Origin of the sequence: Paenibacillus sp. HJGM_3, assembly GCF_045062745.1 — a bacterium.
Taxonomy (GTDB): Bacteria; Bacillota; Bacilli; order Paenibacillales; family NBRC-103111; genus Paenibacillus_AA.
On the sequence record NZ_JBJGED010000018.1, the window covers coordinates 44,716 to 67,998 of the forward strand.

Genomic DNA, 23,283 nt, shown 5'->3' on the forward strand with positions numbered 1-23,283 from the left:
GGGCTGTATTCCCTGCTCGTGCGTTTTCATAGCCCACAAAGGCCGCAGACGTCCGGCGTCTCCGGATATCGTGCAACCGGACATTCTCATGGTTCACCGCAGCCGGTTGGCTATCGTGTCTACTGCAGCATGTGTTTTTTTCGAATGGAACCAATAATCCACAATAGTAAAGGAATGCCGACGAGATTTATAGGAAATATCACATCAAGCCAAAACTTTGCGTAATTCATGACTTCGTTCGTGTTTCGCGGCAGCAGTGAAATGACAAAAACAATAGGCGCTATGAACCATACGGTGTGTTTCCATTTTTTGATGTGAAAAAATTGCGCAGTACCATAACTGGTAATAAAGAAATAAAGGGATGCTTTAATAAAAATGCCGATGATCCAAACCAAGACATTCAGCACATCAACGTTTTGGATAAATTCCATTACAGAAATATACGTTACAACAGAGTACATAGGATAAATAAATTTAGCCGGCAAATTCGGCCCTAAGACCATAATGATCATCAATGTCATGGCCAAAACGGCGAATGAAGCGGCTGCAACCCCGGCTAAGGAAGAGACTAGAGCTCGCTCGGGTTTGGTCATAAAAGCGATTAACATGACCACCATAAAGGATTCGGCTAGGAAGGAGGCAGGAGATAAACCTCCTTTAACAATGGGCAACAATCCCGAGTTGGAGTAAACCGGCAGTATTCTAAGCCAGTTCCAATCCTTCACGCTTAATATAAAGACGAGAATAGCGCTTAAAACGCTAATAGGACCGATGATTTCGCTGCAACGGCTGATACTTCTAAGACCTCCGGAATAGGTGACATATACGATAGCGCCTAACATAATGAGAATAACAATCCATAACGGCGTCGAACTGAATAAAGCAGCGAAAACAAAATCCGCATATTCCCTTAAAATGATTCCGGTCACGGAGACCCACATCAAAAAGTAAGGAACCAGTATGATTTTTCCCAGCCATTTTCCGAGAATCGACTGACTGTATTGAATAAAGGTTTGCTCCGGGTAAAGGAGGCTTAATCTGACTGCGACAAATGTAGTGAATAAGCAGATCAGGGTTGCGACGATGATTGAAATCCATGCATCTTGTTTGGCAACAAAAGCGTCGGACGAGAGGCTATAAATGGCGGTCATCCCAAATTCCATCGTGAAAATCAGCCAAAACAGCTGATATCCGGAAATTTTCATTTTTTAATATCACCTTCCTTAAATTGGAGCGGCGGCCCGACCAAGCCGACACTTTTTAAATCTACTTTTACATGGACCGTGACTTTTATGTCCTTAAATATCGTATCCCACTGTCCTTTTATTTTGTTCCATTCTCTTGGATGCTGACGATTCAGCGTTTCATTGAAACCAAGTACATCGGCACCATATTGTTTTTGAACTTTAGTGACCATTTCAAGAACATGCTCGCTCGTTTTCTTATTGATCGTGTTCTGTACAAGTTTCAAATTTTTCTGCTGTCTTAGATCCAAATTCGTATTGTTTTCTGAAACATGTCCCACTCCGCTTAGTTCGATCTCCATCTTCACCTTATTTTCCGAGGATATACTGCTTTTTAACTTTCTCCCAAAATTTGTAACGATGACGCCGACGCTCCCGCCTGCATCGGGAATATTTTCCTCTACGTCCAAGTAAGATATTTCTTTGAGAATCCACTGTCGATAAGCGCCTTCTACAAAATTTAAATAACCGGCTAATTGATAATCGTTGTTAAAAATAGCGTGACCATAAAATCGGAACGTTCTTTGCGAAGAGTCTCCCTGTACGATATCTACTACAGGCAAAGTCGGGCAACTTCCTTCGGTACTGGAGGCCATCATAAAATCGAGATAGGATGTGCCTGAAGTACCTCCAACCGCTTTATGTATTTTGATTGATGCGACGGCAGGAATTTTCTCCAGAGGGTAGGGCACTTGCAAAGCTTCCAAGCCTGTATTTCCCTTGACCACCCACATGTCCATTCGAATTCGATTGCCCGGGTCCCGGGAAAACGCATCCAGCACATCTTTGATTCCGTGTTTAGCCAGATCTTCTCCAATGTAAATATTGCGCCGGTGACTGCGGGTTATGATTCGGGAAAGCTGTTGTCGCGCTTTTTGAATGGATTCGAGAAGACTTTTACCGCTGCCCGTTCCAATAAAATAAGGCTTTTCACCGCCGGTTCCTCCTTTCGAGCTTTGTTCAACTCGGGAGGGAATAAAGAATTGAGCGCCAGTTAAATACGTCCCATCCTTATTAAGATCAGCCGATGCGGCAAGATCGAAGACTCTGTCCGAAAGTTCTTTACGATCCCAACAACCTGTCGTTAAAGCGATACAGAGTATCAGAAATAGGAAAGCTGTCGGGCGGTGTTTCATTATGCTTCGTCTCCTTGGATGTCGCCTGGTTTTTGTCCTTTGGGGAATCGCAAATGATTTTGGGTAGAACCGGATAACGGGATGGTATGCATCTTCCATCTTGGAGCGCGAATCAATACATCCTTTAATTCCGTTCTTGATAAGGGAGCTATCGGACTTAAATAAGGGACTCCGAATGACTCCAGATTCGTCAGGTGAATGAGAAGGAATAAAGAAGCCATCGTTATTCCGTATAACCCGAACATCCCTGAAAAAAGGAGCATCGGAAAACGGAGCATTCGAAATCCCACTCCCATGCTGTATCTGGGGGTGATGAGAGATGCAATTCCTGTCAGGGAAACGACAATGACCATCGGAGCCGATACGATCCCTGCCTGAACGGCTGCTTGGCCGATAACGAGAGCCCCGACGATACTGACTGCCGAACCGGTTGGCCTCGGCAGTCGTATGCCGGCCTCGCGTAAACCCTCGAATAAAAATTCCATCATAAATGCTTCAATGACCGCCGGAAAGGGAACCCCTTCACGAGCAGATGTGATGCTGAACAAAAAATTAGTGGGTAACAATTGTGGATGAAACGTCGTGATTGCAACATAAAGAGAAGGCAAGAATAGCGAAGTGATAATCAATAGCATTCGTAACCAACGGATGAGGGTAGTGTATAAAAACCGCTCGTAATAATCATCAGCGGACTGAAATGCGTTCCATAAGGAGCAGGGGACGATCAGTGTAAAAGGTGTGCCATCGATGAAAATCGCTACTTTTCTTTCCGCAAGGCATGAGGCGACAATATCCGGGCGTTCGGTATTCTGCACTTGCGGGAATAATGTGAACGGGTGATCTTCTATGAACTCCTCAATAAAATTCCCGCCAAGCACGGTATCGATTTGAATTCGACTGATTCGTTTTCGAACTTCTTCAACGATCGAATCTTTTGCGAGGCCTTCAATGTAGGCGATGACAATAGTCGTTTGGGAAAGATTGCCGACGGTCATGGACTCCATTTTAAGTTTCGTGCTCTTAATTTTCCTGCGAACCAGGCTTGTATTCACATTAATGTTTTCCGTAAAACCTTCTCTTGGTCCCCGAATCGTCGTCTCATTGGCGGGCTCTTCAACGGCTCGCTGTTCGAAGCCTTTCAATTCGGCAATAACGGCATGGCTTAATCCATCCGATAGGATAACGACATTGGCGGATAAAATACTTTGTACCATGTCACCTATTATCTCCACAGTTTTTGTTTTTGCGATGGAGACCAGCTGTTGTTCCAACATCAAATCAACAGCATTTAACTCCCCCAATCCGGGACGGGGAGTTTCTAACATCCAAGGTTTTAGCAATAGGTTATCCAATGCCTTGGTATCCACCAAACCATCCAAATAAACCAATAGAGCATTGATTTGTCCGGAAATTTGGATACGCCGAAAGACGATATCATAACAACTTTTAAACATATTTCTGAGAATCAGTTCATTCTTTTCTAAAGATTTGCTTATCGGATCATGGAGTGCTTCAGTAGGCAGGTTACCGTTAGAACTTGTATTTTGTGTAGTAGACATGGCATACCTCAGTCATTTAACGGATGTTTGGAACGGCGACTATGTATGTCGTAATCGCTAAGTTACATTTTTTCCTGATCGCTGGGATTTTAGCCGTCCCCGGTTACCGTTCGCTGATCGAAAGGGGAGCCGACACCGTATGTCGAAGTATTGGAGGTATTGAGAAGAGAGCATCAGGCGAAAGGGAATGGCATTATTACAAGTTGTTAATTCGTGCCGGCCGTAGATACATGCTTTTCTACAATCCTGAAAATAACTCATAGCGCGTATCCCGAAAAAAGACAATACGAAACTAGGCGCAGCTTGTACAGTTTTAAAAAAAGCTGCGTCTTCTTTGTTTAGTAGGAATGATCAGGAAGCTTCGGATGTGGCGAATTATGTTGAAGTATAAAATACAAATACAAATAAGAGGGGGAAGCTCCTTGAACGGGATAGCGAATTAATGAATCCCAAGAATAAGGCTGACACCTTTACTGTTTGCACTTCATGTATGGGGGCTATAACGGCGCGGCTTGACTGTGGGAGGGGAGTAGCGTTTTGAAATGGAAGGTATCCTTTGGCATCGTTCTGGTTGTCATACTGATCGCGGTAAATTGGTTCTACCAGAACCGCAGCGAAGCGGTGTACGAACGAATCATACACCAAGACGGATATACATTGTCACTTGTGAAAGAGGGCATCGCAACAGAATTCTTCTTGAAGCCGGAATGGATTCCGGAACGGGTCGGCGAAGAGAAGCGGTTGAATCTTGTGATCGAGGAGAAGTTCGACACGGAGATTGTGTTGGAAAAGGTCGCGAAGCGAGAGAAGGATTTCTATATTCAACTAAATACCGTTCCGCATCCGAATCGAACCTCAGGACAGTTGCTATCAACCTCTCTCATTGAGAACGGTTCCTTTACGAGCACAGGGAGTTTCAACAAATGGCAGGTTACCGACGTTGCTGGGGACGACCTGCTCGGGGGGAGTTTTGGCACGGGCGAGGGGCCAGGGAATTTATCCGTAATTTCCGTTGGAGATACGGACCGCGAGAAGTTTTCGCTAGGCGCTAATGTACGTTACTCGGGTTACTACTTGTATGGATATCAAAAACTGCCGAGGGAGTATGCGTCGTTCTGGTTGCCGATCCTCTTTACCGTGCTGCTGGTTGTCGTGCTCTCGGTGTTCTACCGCAAGCGCTCGGAACCGGAGAACGGACTGGTGTGGAAGCTTGTCGGCTATTTGCTACTTGGCGGGTTTACTTTTTCGTTGAACGACACCAGACTGCCGCTGGGCTTTGTCGTATATTGGCTGTTCTTCCGAAAGCCGAAGCCAAATCGCAGTATAAAGCATAAGGCGGCACTGTTGGGTCTACTGTTGTACGTTTCGCAGCTGATAACGCCTGGGATTGCGGACGTTCTGGATTCGAAACCCAGGGATATGGTCATTCACAATGTAGCGATTGAGCAGCTCGGGCTCGATGGAGTATGGAAGATGGTTGCGGCCCGTGGGCCAGTAAGTAGCCAAGCTAAGCTCCAGAGCTACGAGGCGGTGGTTTCGAGTGACGGTGAGGTGAAGAAACTTGCGTTCCACTTAGTAGATCGGCACGAGAGGGGTCGCTATATCCATACGGAAGCCGTTTACGATGTTTCGGGGCAGTCCGTCGAGCTGCGGTCCAGTTCGACGGACGAGTGGCTACAGTACCCACGGCAGATCATGGCGGAAGATTTCTTTGATAGGGTACAAAGCTTACATTTAATGGACTTGAAGCCTTCGGGCGGCGATCATCCGCTTGTTAAGCTGGAGTTACTGCATGACGGAACACAGGTGAATTATGGGGTTAAGGACGCGGATACCTTCGGCGTGGACGAGGAAGGTGTTTACAAGATCCGGGATGAGCAACTGCCGATTCAAGCAAATTTAATAATTGCATGCGGGGTGCCGCAATCCACTGATCCCGTCTTCAACTGCGAGGACCCGACGAATTATTTGTTTGATATCGTGGGAGGGACGATGAGATAATGTTGGGGCCACGGTGCAGTCATCCTGGCATTTAGCCCAAGGTTGTTTAAAGTTGATACGATGAAAGAACAAATTCAAGCGTATTTGTGTGCATTCCGCAGTTACTCGGGGTATCATTCCTTTGAACAACGCCGGGAAGTCATGGAGCGCGGGCGGATCGAATATCCGCTTGAGGTGTATGATACTTTCTGCCGCGTCGCCGACCAATCCGGGGTTAGCAGGCTTAACATTGCCGAAGCCGGCATGTAAATTCATGGAGTTACAGGTTCTTTACTGAAAAAACGATCATCGATTGAACTCCCTCGGTACGATAGTTGTATACCAGGTACAGTCTCGTTCGTGATGTGCCCGGGAAGGTAGTAGCCTACACTCGTTCGTTTCCGTTGTCACAAAGCAGAGCCTTACGTTGTTATATGTGCAAAACGTAAAGGAGCTGAGGAAAAGATGAACGATTTGACATGTATCATCATCGGAGGCGGCCATGTAGGGCTTGGGGCGCTCAAAGCAATAAAGGAAGAGACCCGGGACATGTCGAACGGACGGCGGATTCGGTTTGTTCTGATCGACAAGCAGTCCGGTCATATGCGCAAAATGCTGTTATTCCGGCCGGCCGTAGGCCAAGAAGACATTATGATTCCCTGGACGCATTATTCGTTTTCAGAAGGAGTCGAATTCGTCCAAGGTACGGTTACGTCAATCGATAGTAAGGGAAAACACATTCAATATGAGGATTCGCAAGGAAATCATGCCCGCATGCAGTATGACCTTTTGGTCGTGGCGGTCGGCAGCATGGTTAGGCGACCGGATCCCGATCAGGGCGGCATCGCTTTGACCGATCTGCAAACCGCGGCGGACATCCGGGAGCGCTGGCGCGCCAACCTGAGTAAAGCTGTCGGCCAGACGAACTCTGTGGAACGAAAGCGACTAATGACGGTAGCAGTGGCGGGTGCCGGCATCAGCGGCGTTGAGACATCCGCTGAGCTGGCCATTGAGATGCAGAAGGAAGCATCTTCACTAGGGCTGAACCCTTCCGATATCTCTGTGTATTTGCTGAGTGGACAGGAACGATTGTTCCTGGAAGGGCCCGATAGAGTTGGAAGAAAATTGGAACAAATACTCAGCGAATGCGGCGTAACCGTGCTTTACAACCGTAAGGTGATGCAGGAGGAAGCAGGACTGGTGACGCTCAGCAATGGCGATCGTCTGCCTGTTGGCCTATGTGTTTGGACAATTGGCCTGATACCGAATCCGGCCCTTCGGACAATGGGCTTGCCCCTTACACCTGGTGGTCAAGTGCTGGTTGATGAATGCTATCGTGTCAAAGGAGCATCGGGCGTATACAGCATCGGCGACTGTGCGAGAGTCGTCGATCCGAGAAACGGCAAGGCGGATCTGATGAGGTGCGGGGAAGGTGGGTTACAGGCCGATCGACTGGGGAAAATCATGATGGCCGATCTGGAGGGTCGTTCTGCGCCGGTACACAAATCCCCCAGCTCGATATTGGATTTCTTCTGCATCGGCTTAGGGGAAAATCGGGGATTGGTGTGGGGACGCAAATGGGGACTTAATATGATCATAACGGGAAAGCTAGCGTGGAAAATTAGGCAACTGGCATGGGATGCAGGTAGTAAGCTTCGATAAAAAAGAAACCAACTGACAGCCAGAGAGGTGAGATGGCGAATGGAGGAACTGTACGATCAATATAAAGCGCTTCTGTTCACACTGGCTTACCAGTTGACAGGCTCTGCGGCAGACGCGGAAGATGCGGTGCAGGACGTGTTTGTTAAAGCGTGCGACGTACATCCCGAGCGTTTGGAGGAGCCGAAGGCGTATTTGTGCAAAATGGTAACCAATCACTGCCTCAATCTGCAGAAATCGGCGCGGAAGAAGAGGGAAATGTACGTCGGTCCGTGGCTCCCCGAACCGATTCTAACGCCGGAGGCAGATACGCTCGAGTCGACGGTCGTCCGCCGTGATCTGCTGTCCTACGCCATGCTCGTTCTTTTGGAGAGGTTGACGCCGACAGAGAGGACGGTGTTCGTCCTGCGTGAGGCGTTTGGCTTCGATTATCCCGACATCGCCGAATTGCTTGGCAAGCAGGAGGCGAATTGCCGCAAGCTGATGAGCCGGGCAAGAAGCATGATGGGAATATCCGAGGAGGAGTCGGTCGCGGCCGAAGGGGTCGAATTGGAATGGGTGAGCCGGTTCCTCACCTCCCTTGAGCAAGGTAACGTCGATGCTGTGTTGTGCCTGCTGACCGAAGACGTCATGTTTGTCGCCGACGGAGGCGGGAAAGCAATTGCGTTCAAGCATCCGGTACAAACGCGAGATCAAGTTGCCCGAGTTCTGCTCGACGGGTTCAAACGTATAGCGGCCTATCAGGGAAAGCTTTACTTCGACACTGCCTCTCTGAACGGTGAGACCAGTCTTGTAATCCGTTCGGGCAGCGAAACTCTGGCCGCTATATTAATACAACTCCAAGGTGGAAAGCTTGCCAGAATGTATGCCGTACGAAACCCGGATAAGCTTGCCTGGGTTTAGGAGTAGACTCATTTTCCATACTGATACGGCAAAGATCAAAAGCTTTTCAACATCAGAGAAGAAGTGTCGGATGAACATTATCTCCATTAAAGGCCGCAAATTGCGGCTTTTTGTGTTATGAGTTAGGACATATGTGATATACAGAAGGGGAAAAATTTCCTGTTTCATATAGACATCGCAATTAAATTAGATTAACATCTAATTACATGACGATCTAATTAAGTGAGGAAACGTATGATTCAGTCTGAACAAAACCGTAACCTGACCACCGTTGGCATTCTGGGAGTGATGCATGATGAACAGACGCGCAATCGGTACGGGCTGACGCTGACCCTGATCGGGGAGTTAATCCATGAATTTGCGCCGGATGTTATTTGCGGAGAAGTGCTCCCCTCCAGCTGGGATTTGATAACAAGAGGCCTTGCCGAGGAAGGCTATTGGAGAATTGCGGAATCAGAGCATCTTTCATATTGGGCCGAACCCGCAAGCGAATATTGGCGCTTGATCTTTCCCCTCTGTCGAGAGAAGGACATCCTGTTTGTGCCCATTGACTGGTTGGAGCTGGATGTGTGGTGGGACTTTGACCCTTTCCATGGCTTCACGGAGCCTGACAGATTGCTACTTGAAGCAGAGAGAGCCTCATGGCACGAAAAGCAGTTAGAGACTTATCGGTTGGGCCCGATTCCGTTCAACTCATCCGCGTATGACGAATTGGCTAGAGCGAAGCATAAGTGGCTGCAGCAGGTGAACCCGGACTCTTACAATTTCCGGTGGATCATCCGGCATCTGATCATGATTCAACGCGTGAAAAAAGCCATTAAGCAGAATCCGGGCAAGCGGATCCTTGTCATAGCAGGGGCAGATCATAACTACAGCTTCAACGACGGATTAAGGACTGAGCCGATTGAACTCATTTATCCATTGCGATGATGCGAAATCCAGCGATCGAGGTGGGCTGGCACGAAAATGGGCATAGATTGTGTTAAGGATCGTCGGCGCGCCTGGCGCATCCGCAGCGGCGAGAAAATGGAGGTATTAGCACAATGACGACAGGCTGCCGGCATAACGGCGGCCTGTTCAACGTGCAGGATAGTTTGGCTAAATCCGATTATGACGATTCTGACTTGGATTTATTTGCTGTATACTTAGAAAAAATATTGAACCGCGTTTGAGTACGAATCAACAATCCGCTTACTGGATGTAGAAAGTGCTAGTGAGTGCGATAAAAGATGGGGATCAGAGTAGATATAAGCAAAGCTGATGTTAAAGAATGCAAATATTAAAGTATCGGCTTGGCATAACGGGAAGCTAGTGGGTTTCCTGAGAGCATTCACAGACTTTTGCTTTGATTGTTACATTAACGATATTGCTGTTGACCCTGAGTACCGGGGAAGAGGAATTGGCAGAGGACTAGTAGAGTATTTAAAACCACCGTTAGAAAAGGATACATTGATCTTCCTTATATCCGTCCCTGAATCTAAAAGTCTTTATAGAAAAATCGGATTTAATAATTTTAAGGATATCGAAGATACATGGCGCCAAGGGAATAAATAACCCATTCCATCTTAAACGGCAAAGCGCCAATAATGACACCAAGGACAAGGCCGCCGAAATAATACGCGATAATAAATAAAAAATGTATTAGTGAGGGTTCTGATGACTATTGAACCGTATATTTCTTTTGGGGATGAAAAAGAAAGTGCCTACATTAGAAAACGTTTGATTGAGTTTAATGCGGAGCATGTTCCTGGAAATTTAAGCTCGCGTTATGAAGAAATAAATCTAACCATAAAAAATGACAGTGGTAAGGTTATTGGAGGATTGCTGTCTACCCTCTGTTGGAATTGGATTGAAGTAGAAATACTGTGGATTGAGGAGTCACTTAGAGGACAAGGATACGGTTCACACCTCTTAAACAAAATCGAGCGCATTGCAAAAGAAAAAGGCTGTACGTTTATCAAGCTAAATACCTTCAGCTTCCAAGCTCCAGAATTTTATCGGAAGAATGGTTATGATGAAGTCGCAGTGTTTAAAGAAGCCCCGACCGGAAGTAACCATTATTACTTCAAGAAATCATTATTCTAGGAGTGTGCTATCGTGAAGCGAATACCAAGGGTAATTTCAATTGCTGCAGTTTCCGGCGGAGGAAAGACTGCGACAACACTCGAGTTGTGTAATCAATTAAATAAAACGAAAGCTCTATATTTTGATGACTATGAATTCGAGCAAAGTCCAGACGACATTTGTGATTGGGTTGAAAGAGGAGCTGATTGTAATGAATGGAATATTAAACCCATGATAAATGACGTTGAACTACTCTTCACTGACCAATCGATCCATTATATTGTGCTTGATTATCCATTTGCTTATCTACACAGGGGAATGCGAGATTATATAGATTTAGCCATCTATATTGATACCCCGTTGGACATTGCTATGGCTAGGCGTATCCTAAGAGATCACGGAAATGGTCCAATTGAAGACATACGTAATGATTTAACAAACTATTTACTCAGGGCAAGAGGGGCATATATGAACATGGAAATGACAGTTAAACCAAGTTCAGACATTGTCATAGAAGGTACTCTACCTACTGGTATCATCGTAGAACGAATATTAGAGATTGTGAAAAACAGATTCCCCAGCTAGACAGGACACGCTAGTTGAGGATCCTGCTGAAACGATTATTATTTACCGATAAAACGGCCGCCCCAGTTATGTATCGTTTTATATGGCGGGTTGTACGTGTCGTCTTTGTTGACCGCTTTTTCGACGCCGTCACAGACTTCATCGAATCGAACCGCTTCAGCCACGGCGATAACGAGCCGCGCTAAACCGTCCAGCACATTTTGATTAGGCAAACCGCCGCCAAAGCCGTTTACCGCAGCTAAAGCTTGTTGGAGAGTGTGATCGCTAATGTTCGGTAAGTTGTTATTGTAGCCGAAACTTCCGTAAGATCCGTCTTGGCCGAGAAGAACGCCGACCGGCGTTCCGGGAACCGCAGGTACGATGTTGAATTGATACGTATTTTGAGGATTTTGGAATGCTACGATGTACAAAGAAGCGTTCGGCACCGGATAGTGGGAGTTCGGTTGAAAAGCCAAATTCATAAACAAATTGACGGTGGTACCTGGGAGTTTATCGTGACTGACGGTAATGGTGGCGATATTGTTTATCGATCCGTTTTGGCGAATAAGGGAGCGAATTTTTTGAATATCTGAGCTGTAGGATCCACCTTTTTTGAAACGTACATCCGGCATAATTTGCCCTCCTAAGTCAAATGATTGGGTTTTGCAAAGAGTGTAAAAATGCTTCTCCTCCTTTTAAGATGGGTTTATCAAGAAACATACACTACCGTATGAAACACTCTGATGAAATATGTCGGGTATCAGAGCAGCGAAAATAACATCGCCGGCCTGTCAAATCGATTCAACGAGAACGATATATTACCGCGGCCAACTTAACGTTTTAGGGAGATGACCTATGAACAGTGTGAACGGAATGGATAGTTCAATCCTTGCGAAAGAGGCGCTTGCACAATACGATATAAACGTGGTATCCGTATCGCCTGTAGCTCAAAGCGGTGCGGCGGTTTTCAAAATTGAAGATAATCGGGGGGTGCTGTACAGCTTACGCGTTCACGTACCTAAAAGCAGTACGCTTGAAAAGATATGGACGCGCCGAGATGTGCTGGATTCGGAGTTGGTATGGCTGGCTGCGCTTTGCCGGGATACAAGTCTTACGCTCCCAAGGCCCCAACGCAACCGGCAAGGATTGTATGTCACGCAAGTGGACGAAATGAACTGCACGCTGCTTACTTGGGTTCCAGGCGAGCAAAAACCGTACTTTACCAACGAACAACAATTGAAATCCACGGCTGAAATGACGGCAGCCCTGCACCGTCAAGCGAGTAAGTGGCTGCCTCCTGCATCTTTTGTCCGGCCGACGTATGATAGTGCACGCGTCCGACTTGCTCTGGACATGCTCAATGAGCGGGTGCGGGAGCAAGTATTAGATGCTCATGATGTTCAGATCCTTAATGCCGCTGGGGAAAAAGCGATTTCCTTGCTCGACACACTCCCTAAAACAAATATGACTTGGGGCTTATTGCACAATGATTTATTTCCAGGCAATATCGTGTATGTGGAGGGGGTCGCAAATCCCATAGATTTTGGCGCGTGTGGATACGGCTTTTTTCTCAATGACTTGGCTTGCACATTTTTTTTTATTCATCCTCATGCCAGACAGCAATATATCGATTGGTATGGAAAGCATTTTCCGCTACCGGATGATTATGTGGTTCAATTAGAGGGATTCTTTATAGCTTCACGGTTAGGATCCATGATTCACTTTCTCGGTCTGCCTGACTCAAACGACTGGCTACCGACGGATGTGGAAAAGTCGGCATCACGCGAGTTTGGCAGATATGCAGAAGGGGAAAGCTTTTTATTCACGGGTACACCATTTTGGGAATGAAACGCGCACAGGAAACTCAGGAAACAAAATTGAGCAAAATTATCGGCAACTAGGCCAGAAAAAGGTGAAACCTCTGAAAGCGAATCGGATGGAAGCGTTCAGCGATGGCGTGCTGGCGATTATTATTACGATCATGGTGTTGGAATTTAAAGTGCCGGAAGGGCATGACTGGCATGCGCTAATCGAACTGGGCCCGAAAATTATAAGCTACATCTTCAGTTTCATCTATATCGGGATCTACTGGAACAATCATCATCATCTGCTGCACATGGTTCGAACGATGAACGGGCGGTTGATGTGGCTCAACTTGCTGCTGCTCTTCTGGTTATCCCTTGTGCCGTTCACGACAGCTTGGATGGGGGAAAGCCACTTTGCCGCCACGCCAACGGCGCTGTACGGTCTTATTCTATTACTAGCGGCGCTCTCGTACTGGCTGCTTCAGCGAGCGATTATTGTCCAGCATTCCGGCGATTCCTCATTCGTTGCGGCGATGGGCAAGGACTTGAAAGGGAAATTATCTCCCTTGCTCTACTTGATCGCGGCTTTGACCGCATATGTGAGTCCATGGATATCCGGCTTCTTTTTCGTACTTGTTGCTATGATCTGGTTCTTGCCGGATAAGCGAATCGAGCACGCCCTCCGAGGCCGCTAGCAACGAACGACGGGATTCGTTTACAAGGATCTCCCGGCTCGGCTCCTGCCTCCGCGTAAATCTTTTGTAACAATTGCCCGCTACAATGGCAGTAAAGGCAATTGCCAGGTACCGGAGAGCGGAGGAGGGACAACGGATGGCCATGGCGTGGACGGAGCAAGAGGCGGTGCATTTGCTCAATCGGACGACCTTTTTCACATCACGGGCGGACGTGTCGGTTGCGGTACGGCTTGGGCAGAACGAGACGGTGCGGCGCCTGGTGGCGGGCGAGCCACTCGATGGGGCGGAACGGACGATACTGCCGATCGAGGAAGTGCTGGCAGACGGCAAAAACTTGAAGGCGACCGACATCGGCGACCAACAGGCGTATTGGCTCTACCGCATGACGGAGACGGGCGCGCCGCTCGTCGAGAAGATGACGCTGTTCTGGCACGATCACTTCGCCACCTCCCATCGCAAGGTGAACAACGTGGCGCTGATGGTGCAGCAAAACGAGCTGTTCCGCCGATATGCGCTGGGCAGCTTCTATGAGCTGCTGCTCGAGGTGGGCAAGGACCCGGCTATGGTCATCTGGCTGGACGGGAACAGCAACAAGAAGGGCAAGCCGAACGAGAATTACGCCCGGGAAGTGATGGAGCTGTTCACGCTCGGCATCGGCTACTATTCGGAGCAGGACATCAAGGAAGCGGCACGCGCTTTCACCGGATGGGCGGTGGATAAGAACGACGGCTACAAGGTGAGCTTCAACCCGAAGCAGCACGATACCGGCGTGAAAAGGGTACTGGGCGAGAGCGGCAATTATGACGAGCATACGTTGATCGACGTCTTGTTCCATCAAGCGGCTCTGCCGCAGCACATGGCGAAGAAGCTGCTGCAGGCGTTCGCCACGGAAGACCCGCCCGCCGCCTGGATCGAGCAGGTCGCCCGGGATTTCCGGGACAGCAAGACCGTGGGAGAAACGCTAACGAAGCTTTTCCTGTCGGAGGAGTTTTACCGGCCGGAATACCGGGGGACGATCATCAAGTCGCCGGCCGAATATGTGGCTTGGCTCGTGAAAGCCTATCGGCTGCCGCTCTCGAAGGGCTATACGTCCGCGATGCGCAAGATGGGGCAGGAGCTGTACTTGCCGCCGGATGTGTCGGGCTGGGAAGAGGGCGCCTCCTGGCTCATGTCGACCTCGCTGCTCGCGCGCTATCAGTTCGCCGAGTCGGTCGCGAAGAAGGTGAAGAGTACGATGTTCATCGAAGCGCCGTACATGCTCGGAAATGGGGCGACGGCGGCGGACTACGTCTGGAGCTGGAGCCGCAACTCCGGCATCTGGTCGCTCGGGGAGCCGTCCGAGAATGCGGTGAAGCAGTATGCGGAAGACACGTTTCTCTATGCGAAGTCGAAGATTAACGGGATGCGCGGACTGCTGCAGCTGCTGCTGATCAGCCCGGAAGCCCAGATGAAGTAGAAGGAGGCGGACCTACGATGAAACCGATAACCCGACGGGAGCTGCTCGTCAAAGGAACGGCTCTGTTCGCCACATTGGGCTTGGGAGTGCCGCTCCTCTGGAGCAAGCAAGGACACGCCCTGCTGACCGACACGGCAGAGGATGCGACCGATCCGGCCGCCGCTGCAGCAGGAGGTTCGGCCGTCAAGTCGCCCGTGCTCGTCGTCGTGCAGCTGTCCGGCGGCAATGACGGGATCAACACGGTGATCCCGTACGGACTGGGCGGCTACTTCGATGCCAGGCCGACGCTGAAGATCACCGAGCAGGAGGTGCTGCCGCTGAGCGGGCAAGTGGGGCTGCATCCGAGCCTGGTTGGCCTGCACGGGCTGTTCGAGAGCGGCAAGCTAGCCATCGTGCAGGGCGTCGGTTACCCGAACCCGGACCGTTCGCATTTCCGCTCGATGGACATCTGGCAGACGGGCGAGCCGGATAAACTGTCGCACTCTGGGTGGCTCGGGCGCTACCTGCAGGCGTCGATGGCCGATGTCCGCAATCCGCTGAAGGCGGTGCAGATCGGCAACAACGTGAACAAGGCGTTCCTCGCGGATCAAGTGAACACCCCGGTCATCCAATCGATGGAGACGTTCAACTTCCTCGATCCGAGGACGCCGGTCGCGGATCAGAACCGGATTGCCAAGGCGTTCCTGGACATGTACGACCCGAACCGGCAAGGGGCGCATCTGAAGGTGACGTGCCGGCACGGCAAGGATGCGTACGACAGCGTCGACGCCATTCACTCGCTCGGCGTGGACTATCAGAACAAGGTCGAGTATCCGAAGACCGGCATCGCGCGCGACCTGCAGCTCGTCGTGAAGCTGCTGGCGGGCAAGTCGGATACGCGGGTGTTCTATGTGCAGCTCGGCGGCTTCGACGACCATGCCCAGGAGAAGGAGCAGCACGCGCGGCTGCTGAAGGAACTGGACATGGGCTTGAAGGCGTTCTACGAAGACTTGACCGCTCAGGGACTCGAGAACGACGTAGTGACGATGGCGTTCTCCGAATTCGGCCGGCGGGTGAAGGAGAACGGCAGCGGCGGGACGGACCACGGCACGGCAGCCCCGGTGTTCATCCTCGGCGGGCAAGTGAAGGGCGGCCTGTATGGCGTGTACCCGAGCCTGACCGACCTGGACCGGAACGGGGACCTGAAGTACGGGGTCGATTTTCGCTCGGTCTACTTCACGTTGATGGACGGTTGGCTGAAGGGCGACGCGGTAAGCGTATTGGGTGCGTCATATGAGAAATTGAAGTTTATATAACTAATAGAGAGAGAAAATAGGCAGTAAGAGGAGAGAAAGGTTGGAAGCAGCAGAAAGCCGGGCTCCGTGCGGAGAAAGCACGGGGGCCGGCTTTTGCTTCACCTCGCTGGATGGATTTCATAGATTAGGCGAACAGGTATTCCTATTCCGATGTCGAATAGATGGGGTATAGGAATAGGAGGGATATTCGTTGCACACAACCACTCAAGATAAACAAATCCTGGATCGAATTCAAGAGAAGCTGCGGAAGCAATACGGCATGCGAGTGGAGAACGCCGCTCCGATCGCCCGAGGGCTGCTCAACCTGAAGTGGCGACTCGAGACGAACAAGGGCGCGTGGTTCGTCAAATGCTACAGTACGGAACGATACGGCAAGCATGGGGCGCGGGTCTGGGAGGAGATCGAGCACGCCTTGACCAAGCAAGCCGAGCTGCGGGCATTGGACGGGCTCTGCCCGAACCTGCTCGAGCCTGCGGAGGGCGAGAGCTACATGCAGCGTACGCCGGAAGGCGACCGCTTCGTCGTCATGGAGCTGTGCGAAGGACGGCTTATCGAAGCGGGAACCATGAGCGCCGGGCAGATGTACAGCCTGGGCAGAGCGGCGGCTCGCATGCACCGGGCTTGGAATGACGCCGGTGTCCAGGCGCAGGGGGACTCAACGCTCAAGCCGCTATGGCCGCTATCCCGGGAACAGATGGAGCAGACTTGGGAAGAGCGCTGGGCTCACGCGGTCGAGAACGGGTCGGCCGGCGTCCGCTCCGCCATGCAGCTCCAAGGCGCTATCATCCGCGCGCTCCGCGACGAGGACTTGGTGGAAGGCACACCGGGATGGACCCATCTCGACCTGTGGGCTGACAATTTGCTCTTCCACGACCATGCTCTGTCGGCCGTCGTAGACTTCGACCGGGTGCGGTACGCCTACCCCCGGTTGGATCTGGGTAGGGCGGTGCTTTCCTGCACCCTGCGGGACGGGACGTTCTGCGAAGAGCCGATCGCCGCCTTCGCCGAAGGCTATCGAAGCGTACGCCCCGATGAGCTGCCGCGAGGCGGTCTGCTCGCGGCGGTGCGTCACGTATGGTGCGTGGAATCGTTCTGGTGGATCCACGCCGGGATGGAGAGCTTCAGCGTGGCGCCGGCCCGGTTCGCGAGCGAGATGGTGGACACGGCGAAGCAATGGGAGGCGCTCGAAGCGATCTTGGGCGGGGTTTGATCAGTTAAAATGTGCATAGCAAGGGACCTGGCCGTCCAAGGCCAGGTCCCTTTTGCTCTATTTGCTTACGACTACCGTCATGACATCTGTGGAAGTAGCTCCTGCGTAGTTCACCAGCTCGCCCCGATACGTGTACGTCCCGACCGGCCGGCCGCTGATGGCGGTCACCGCCGACTGGGCATTCGGCGACCCGCTCGTCAGCGTTTGCGTGTCGATCAGCACGCCGTTCTCATACAGGCGGTACGTATCTCCATTCGTGCCCCACCACAGGTTCATCGTGATCTTGAAGCTGCCGTCGCGATCCCAGTTGTCGTTCGACAGAACCGCCTTGGCCGGCGTCGCATCCGTCACCTGGACGGTCAGAACGTCGCTTTTCGTCGTACCGTATGCATTCGTGAGCTCCGCGTAATACCGGTAGGTGCCGTTCATTTTATAAGTGACCGAAGTCACGGTAGATTGCGCGTTCGGCGCATTGTCGGTCAGCGTCTTCGTGTCGATCAGTACATCGTTCTCGAACAGCTTATACGTCCGGCCGTTATTGCCGTACCACATGTTCATGCTGACGGTGTAGCTGCCGTCCAGAATGCCCGTATCGTGTCGTTGGTCGCTGGACAACACCGGTTTGCCGGGCACGCCGGTGCTCTTCGTAGCGATATTGGTCACGGTTGCGGTGCGGGACCCGACGTTCCCGGCCGCGTCGACGAACTCGAAGGTGAAGCTGCCGTTCGCCTCGAACGTATACTGGCTGGAGCCGCCGTTGTTCGTAATCGTGACCGGCTCGCTCGGCGTTAAGGTCGCCACTACCGGACCCGAAGTCGGTGCCGTGGTGCTGTAAGCGATCGAGCCGGTCGGGGCGGTACGGTCGATACGGACGGACACGGACTTGGCGGCTTCCGTGTGACCGGCCCAATCGGTTGAACGGTATTGGATCGTATAAGCCCCATCCTGATCCAGGACGATCGGCCCCGTATACGGTTGCCATGTGCCTCCGTTGTTCAGGCTATACACGCTCTCCGTTACCCCGGTCGTCGGATCGGTCGCGTTCAGTTCCACCGTAACCGGACTGACGTACCAGCCGTTCGTCCCGTTCGGCTGCCCAGGGGAGAGGCTAGCGGTGGTTACGGGCGAGTCGCCGTCCAGGAGCAGCTTTTTGGTATACTTCTGCCGCGCATCCTCCACATTGTAGCGAAGCTCCATCCAATCGTTGACATGGCGGAACAGCTCGTCGGTCGCGGCTTGCGGCAGAGTGGCCAACTGACTCATCGGAGCGCCTTGGCCCATGCCCTTGGCAATGAGAGGCTGAACCACGCGATTATAGAACTGGATGTCCTTCGTAGCGGGGTTAACCGACCAATACTCGGTCAGCTCCGCCGCCTTAGTCTGGAAGGAATTCCAGGCACGGGACAGCACGTACTTCTGAATCGTCGTCCGCTGCTCCGCCGTGGGGCCTTGAAAGTGCAGCAGGTTGAACTTGCCCGGCTGGTGTACGTGTCCGCCCCATGATTGTCCGTCGGAGGGGGACCAGCGGATCAAGTTGAACTGCCAATTCCCGCCTTCCAGCGGCAAGTGATCGTACACGTTCTCCCACGGAATGACGACTACGGTTCCCCACCCGGTTGGGATTTGGGCCGAATTCACGCGTACGCTTCCTTTGAGCGGACGGTTGTCGCGGTACTCGGTTTGCCACTCGTAATATTGGATCGGCCCGCCGTTCGCCGGCACGATCATTTGATGATAAGGGAGGTCGCCCTCGCCCGGGGTTACGAAAAACTCGAAATCGCTGTTTTTGAGCTGGCCGGCCGCATCGTTCTCCCATTCGTTCGCCTGGAAGAACATATACAACCCATCCTCGCGGTAGACCATGTAGAACGATGTCTCGCGCGGCCCGCCGGGAGGAATCGGGGTGCCGGGCCAATACACCTCGAACCGGGTTTCCTTATACTGCGGATTGTTGAAGTAAGAGCTCTGCACCCATTTCTCCGGTGTCGACAAATCCTCCGCGGCCCATGTGACTTCGTACACCTTCTTGACGGGGTTGGCTGCATGCGCCCGGTCTTGGGACATTCCGGTTGCGGCGAAGACCAGCGCGAGCAGCAGCACTACGAATCGTCCGGATTTCGTAATCAAGAATACCGCCTCCTTATTGGGATTGTTCCAAGCTCAGCATGGCCAGAATATGCCGGATCATCTCCAGCCGCAGCAGATCTTGATTCGTCGAGCGCTCGTCGACCTCTTCCAGCCACACCAAAGCCTGATTCGCGGCGGTTACCCGGTCTTGTTGTCCGGATGCGATCGCGGCCGCGGCGAGCTGCTTGAGCTTAGTCGCATAGCGGATGTCGTCGATCCCTTCGCGGAAGCCTTCCCAGGCCAACGTGTCGATCAATTTCGTTCGGGTCGGATACACCAAGTTGAAGTTGCGGAATTCGTCCTGGATCGAATTGTCGTTCCAGATGTTAGGCGGCCCTTCATAGAAGATATAGTTGTATGTAGCGTCGTAGTTGGCTTTGTACGTCCACATCCCGTGACGCTGGCGCATCAGGTCGGGATTCTCCGGACCGGTATGCGGGTACGCGTAGTTCGTAATGATTTTGTCGCTGCCGAACCCATGCCACGCATCCGCCTTCTCGCGGGTCGGCTCGCCGACGATGTTCAGGAAGTTCTCCTTGATCGCCAGATTGTAGTGGCTCTCGTTGCCTGTAGAGAAAACTTTAAATCCATGGTCCTGTACATACTGCCACATTTCCTGCTGGAATTGGAGCATGCTCCAGCCCGGTTCATCCCAGCCGTCGAAATACAAATTCGTATGGCCGACCAAGCCCGACACATAGGTGAAAGCTTCGTCCAGTGCGTCCTTCTGTGCTTGAACTCCGTTACGCCACGCGGTATACAGCGTATCCATCGTTTGCTTGTTGGCATCCGTAGGATTCGCTTCGTAAGCTGCTTTGGCGTTCAAATACCCGGTATATTTATTGAAAATGTCATATGGCGGGAACGTTTGCTTGACGCCGAACAGCGGATTCAGGCTGAGTCCTGCCTGCTGCATGAGCTGAAGCTGCTTGGTGAAGGTGGCCCGGTCCGCTACAGAGTACAACGGCCCCGGGAGATTGAGCACGTTATGCTCGGCCAGGTTGCGGTAATCGTTCAGCAGCTTCGTCTCAACCAGCGCGGCATTGCCTTTGGCCGCCACGAGGTTTTCCTTCACGCGGCTCTGGTGGTACAGCATGACGTAGAAGTCTTTGTTCACATCGTAATAAGTTTTGGGCTGAGGGAGCTTGAACGGCAGCACCCGGACCGACAAGGCGATGCTTCCGGCGGGAACGCCGTCCGCGGTAATGGCGATCGACCCGGTGTAGAACCCGGCTGGAGCGTCGTCCGGCACCTTCAGCGTCAGCCACATTTGCTTGGATTCCCCTTGCTTCAGCGCGATCGGCAGCAGCGTCGGGCTGTCCTCGACCGGTTCGTCGTACGTATTGAATTTGGTGGCGGGAATATTGGAAATATCCTTGTACTGCGACCCTGTGGGATAGTCGACGCGCAAGGCGTTGCCCTTCCGGTTGTGGTCTACCTGAATGAGAGTCTCGTCGTGCAGGAGCAGCTCGGGCACAAGCACCTGCTTGGAGGAATCGGCAAAATAACTTTGCCAAGCGGTACCGCCCTGATACCAGGTCTTAACGACCCTCAGGTCGATGGCGCCGGCGGGAATCGATCCGGCGTCGCTCGTGAGCGCGCCTGCGGAGAAGGTGACCGAGCTCACGTCACGGAGCGGGGCGAGCACGAACGAAGCGGCTTCGAATTCGCCCTGGGCCGACAGGATCGAGAGCCGATCGCTGATCGCTCCGTCAAGCGGAAGGTTGTAGGGCAGCCGTTTGTCCGGACTGAGCGCAGGTGCGTCGTACACGATGAACGGGGTTTGTGTCCATAACTCGGCGTTCCCTTCCTGGTGGACATCGGCCGCCAGCTTCAGCGCATATTGAAGCGCCCGATGGGCGGTCAGGCCGTCCTGGGAAGAGATCTCGGAGGAAGCCAATACGGTGTCGGCCAAGTTGCGAGCGCTTTCAAGGAACGGCTTCAGCTGGGGTCGGGTCGTGGGTGCGGCAATCCACTCGTTCAGGTCGCCTACTTGGTCGGTCAGGCCTTCCCGCGACCAATTGTCGTCGAATCCAGGCTCGGTTGGCGCCGCCATACCGGGCGAAGCTGCCGTAAGCAACGTGCAAGCCATGAGAACAGCCAGCATCAGACGCTTAAGCATAGAACAATCACTCCTTTGGAGAAAAAGTGGGGTAGGTTGCAGCTTGCGCATACTGCAGCCAATATTTCACTGCACGGCGGGGTCCCAATGAGTGGCCAGCTCAAAGACGGCTACCGCTTGGCAGGAAATAGCCTGGTTCTATTACTGCTTATGTCATCTTGCCGTGTGTCGTTCCGTTGCAAATGCCTATTGTACGAATTCATCCTTTCCAGTTGTTTCCTCTGTTCTACGATCCATATTACACCTTATTGTTTATGTATGTAAATGAGTTTTTCATCCACGTAAAAAATTGTTTTAAAATAGCCTTAGTAAATTCAAGAAAACTTGATCTCATTTTTCATATTGGTAGTTTATTTATATTTATAAAACGATTACAATCAAAATATGGAAATCTAGGCGGGGGATGGACGAATGCCTGACAAGGATCGATGGGGCATGGCGGCTCTAGTAGGCTTGGCCGGTCTGCTGCTGTTCGCCTCGGGCTGCTCTTGGATGCCTAAGGAAGAACTGGCGCTCAAGCCGCCTCTTGTGAAGCCTCAACAGGAAAGCTACAACTTGGCCGAAGTGAAGCGCGGAACCGTAACCAAGCTCATCAAGGGAACGGCCCGGTTCGAATCGTCCGACATCGTCTACCAGGCTTTCCAGGGGGCTGCGGGTAAAATAGCGGCGGTCTCCGCGAAAACCGGCGATGTTGTGCGAAAAGGCGCTCCCTTGATTGAATTGGACATCCGGGGCTTGGATATCGCGGTCAAAGAAAGGGTAAGGGATCTGGAGGTTGCCAAGCTCAGCCTGCGGGAAGCTCAAGAAAGCCGCGACGAGCAGCGGATTCGTATCCGGCTGCTGGAGCTCGATATTGCCCAGCAGAAGCTGAACGAAGCCGAGCGGCAATTGGCCGGCACGAAGATGACCGCCGAGATCGATGGTGTCATAACCGCCATGGAGCCGCTGAAGCCAGGCGACGTAGTGGAATCGGGCAAGGTGTACGTCACAATCGCAGACCCGGCGAATATACAGCTGATCTATACCTCTACCGCTTCCGGCAATTTGCAGGAGGTTCAGGTCGGCATGAAGGCGGAGGTACTGTATCAGAACCGGAGTCTCGAAGCCGTCGTCGTGCAAAGTCCGTCGTCCGCACCGGTTACGTCCAACAAGCAGTTGAATGACAAATATGCGAAAACGATTTATTTTCGGCTTGCCGATTCCAGTGTACGTCCCGCATTAAACGAGAGTGCGGAGATCGCGATCGTCCTGCAGCATAAAGACCATGTGCTCTACATCCCCAAATTCGGCGTGTCGACCTTACTGGGAAGACAGTTCGTTAAGGTGCTGGACGGCGAGAGTATCCAGGAAATCGATGTGGAGACCGGGATCGAAACGCTAACCGACATCGAGATCGTCAAGGGGCTGGAAGAGGGGCAAAAGGTCATCCTGCCATAGCGGAACCCGGCGCTCGGTGCCGGTTCT

The 23,283-nt window shown here is 51.8% G+C and carries 20 protein-coding genes; 14 read left to right on the forward strand and 6 right to left on the reverse strand.

Annotation, left to right across the window (positions count from 1 at the left end; all coding sequences use genetic code 11):
- Positions 1–119: 119 nt before the first annotated feature.
- The 3 genes from ACI5FR_RS19595 to ACI5FR_RS19605 are packed head-to-tail and all read right to left on the reverse strand — an operon-like array spanning position 120 to position 3,939.
- Entirely contained in the window at positions 120–1,205 is a 1,086-nt protein-coding gene (locus ACI5FR_RS19595; protein WP_405457366.1) for a GerAB/ArcD/ProY family transporter, read from the reverse strand.
- A complete protein-coding gene (locus ACI5FR_RS19600) occupies positions 1,202–2,380 on the reverse strand; it encodes a Ger(x)C family spore germination protein (RefSeq protein WP_405457368.1) in 1,179 nt (392 codons plus the stop codon). Before ACI5FR_RS19600 ends, ACI5FR_RS19595 begins: the two co-directional genes overlap by 4 nt.
- A complete protein-coding gene (locus ACI5FR_RS19605; RefSeq protein ID WP_405457370.1) occupies positions 2,380–3,939 on the reverse strand; it encodes a spore germination protein in 1,560 nt (519 codons plus the stop codon). Before ACI5FR_RS19605 ends, ACI5FR_RS19600 begins: the two co-directional genes overlap by 1 nt.
- Positions 3,940–4,476: 537 nt before the next feature.
- Here ACI5FR_RS19605 and ACI5FR_RS19610 point away from each other — a divergent pair.
- The 8 genes from ACI5FR_RS19610 to ACI5FR_RS19645 all read left to right on the forward strand — a co-directional run bounded on the left by ACI5FR_RS19610 (position 4,477) and on the right by ACI5FR_RS19645 (position 11,130).
- Complete coding sequence (locus tag ACI5FR_RS19610) at positions 4,477–5,940, forward strand: hypothetical protein (protein ID WP_405457372.1); 1,464 nt, start codon at positions 4,477–4,479, stop codon at positions 5,938–5,940.
- Between the two features lie 60 nt (positions 5,941–6,000).
- Positions 6,001–6,189 (forward strand): hypothetical protein, encoded by a 189-nt coding sequence (locus ACI5FR_RS19615; protein ID WP_405457374.1) that lies wholly within the window; start codon positions 6,001–6,003, stop codon positions 6,187–6,189.
- 195 nt (positions 6,190–6,384) lie between these two features.
- Positions 6,385–7,581: an NAD(P)/FAD-dependent oxidoreductase gene (locus tag ACI5FR_RS19620; RefSeq protein ID WP_405457376.1), complete on the forward strand. Its 1,197-nt coding sequence runs from the start codon at positions 6,385–6,387 to the stop codon at positions 7,579–7,581.
- Between the two features lie 39 nt (positions 7,582–7,620).
- Complete coding sequence (gene sigJ / locus ACI5FR_RS19625; protein ID WP_405457378.1) at positions 7,621–8,481, forward strand: RNA polymerase sigma factor SigJ; 861 nt, start codon at positions 7,621–7,623, stop codon at positions 8,479–8,481.
- 234 nt (positions 8,482–8,715) lie between these two features.
- Positions 8,716–9,411 carry a hypothetical protein gene (locus ACI5FR_RS19630; protein ID WP_405457379.1) on the forward strand — a complete coding sequence of 232 codons (696 nt, stop codon included), beginning with the start codon at positions 8,716–8,718 and terminating at the stop codon, positions 9,409–9,411.
- A gap of 330 nt (positions 9,412–9,741) precedes the next feature.
- Complete coding sequence (locus ACI5FR_RS19635) at positions 9,742–10,035, forward strand: GNAT family N-acetyltransferase (protein WP_405457381.1); 294 nt, start codon at positions 9,742–9,744, stop codon at positions 10,033–10,035.
- A gap of 102 nt (positions 10,036–10,137) precedes the next feature.
- Positions 10,138–10,566: a GNAT family N-acetyltransferase gene (locus ACI5FR_RS19640; RefSeq protein ID WP_405457382.1), complete on the forward strand. Its 429-nt coding sequence runs from the start codon at positions 10,138–10,140 to the stop codon at positions 10,564–10,566.
- A gap of 12 nt (positions 10,567–10,578) precedes the next feature.
- Positions 10,579–11,130 (forward strand): nucleoside/nucleotide kinase family protein, encoded by a 552-nt coding sequence (locus tag ACI5FR_RS19645; RefSeq protein WP_405457384.1) that lies wholly within the window; start codon positions 10,579–10,581, stop codon positions 11,128–11,130.
- A 38-nt stretch (positions 11,131–11,168) separates the two neighbouring features.
- Here the strand turns inward: ACI5FR_RS19645 and ACI5FR_RS19650 are convergent, their stop codons facing one another.
- Entirely contained in the window at positions 11,169–11,741 is a 573-nt protein-coding gene (locus ACI5FR_RS19650) for a ribosome-inactivating family protein (protein ID WP_405457385.1), read from the reverse strand.
- Positions 11,742–11,964: 223 nt separating this feature from the next.
- Here ACI5FR_RS19650 and ACI5FR_RS19655 point away from each other — a divergent pair, with 223 nt between their 5' ends.
- The 5 genes from ACI5FR_RS19655 (at position 11,965) to ACI5FR_RS19675 (ending at position 17,570) form a co-directional block, all read left to right on the forward strand.
- Positions 11,965–12,957: a phosphotransferase enzyme family protein gene (locus ACI5FR_RS19655; protein WP_405457387.1), complete on the forward strand. Its 993-nt coding sequence runs from the start codon at positions 11,965–11,967 to the stop codon at positions 12,955–12,957.
- 73 nt (positions 12,958–13,030) lie between these two features.
- Positions 13,031–13,609, forward strand: a complete 579-nt coding sequence (locus ACI5FR_RS19660; protein ID WP_405457550.1) for a TMEM175 family protein — start codon at positions 13,031–13,033, stop codon at positions 13,607–13,609.
- 136 nt (positions 13,610–13,745) lie between these two features.
- Positions 13,746–15,065 (forward strand): DUF1800 domain-containing protein, encoded by a 1,320-nt coding sequence (locus ACI5FR_RS19665; RefSeq protein ID WP_405457388.1) that lies wholly within the window; start codon positions 13,746–13,748, stop codon positions 15,063–15,065.
- A gap of 17 nt (positions 15,066–15,082) precedes the next feature.
- Complete coding sequence (locus tag ACI5FR_RS19670; protein ID WP_405457389.1) at positions 15,083–16,360, forward strand: DUF1501 domain-containing protein; 1,278 nt, start codon at positions 15,083–15,085, stop codon at positions 16,358–16,360.
- A 190-nt stretch (positions 16,361–16,550) separates the two neighbouring features.
- The gene (locus ACI5FR_RS19675) at positions 16,551–17,570 is read left to right on the forward strand and encodes a phosphotransferase (RefSeq protein WP_405457390.1); all 1,020 of its coding nucleotides are present in this window, start codon (positions 16,551–16,553) and stop codon (positions 17,568–17,570) included.
- Positions 17,571–17,627: 57 nt separating this feature from the next.
- Here ACI5FR_RS19675 and ACI5FR_RS19680 read toward each other — a convergent pair whose 3' ends face one another.
- A complete protein-coding gene (locus tag ACI5FR_RS19680; protein WP_405457392.1) occupies positions 17,628–19,697 on the reverse strand; it encodes an OmpL47-type beta-barrel domain-containing protein in 2,070 nt (689 codons plus the stop codon).
- A 13-nt stretch (positions 19,698–19,710) separates the two neighbouring features.
- On the reverse strand, positions 19,711–21,819 hold the full coding sequence (locus ACI5FR_RS19685; protein WP_405457395.1) for a hypothetical protein: 2,109 nt from the start codon (positions 21,817–21,819) through the stop codon (positions 19,711–19,713).
- 411 nt (positions 21,820–22,230) lie between these two features.
- On the opposite strand from ACI5FR_RS19685, the gene ACI5FR_RS19690 reads away from it, so the two are divergent.
- Positions 22,231–23,256: an efflux RND transporter periplasmic adaptor subunit gene (locus ACI5FR_RS19690; RefSeq protein ID WP_405457397.1), complete on the forward strand. Its 1,026-nt coding sequence runs from the start codon at positions 22,231–22,233 to the stop codon at positions 23,254–23,256.
- Positions 23,257–23,283: the final 27 nt, after the last annotated feature.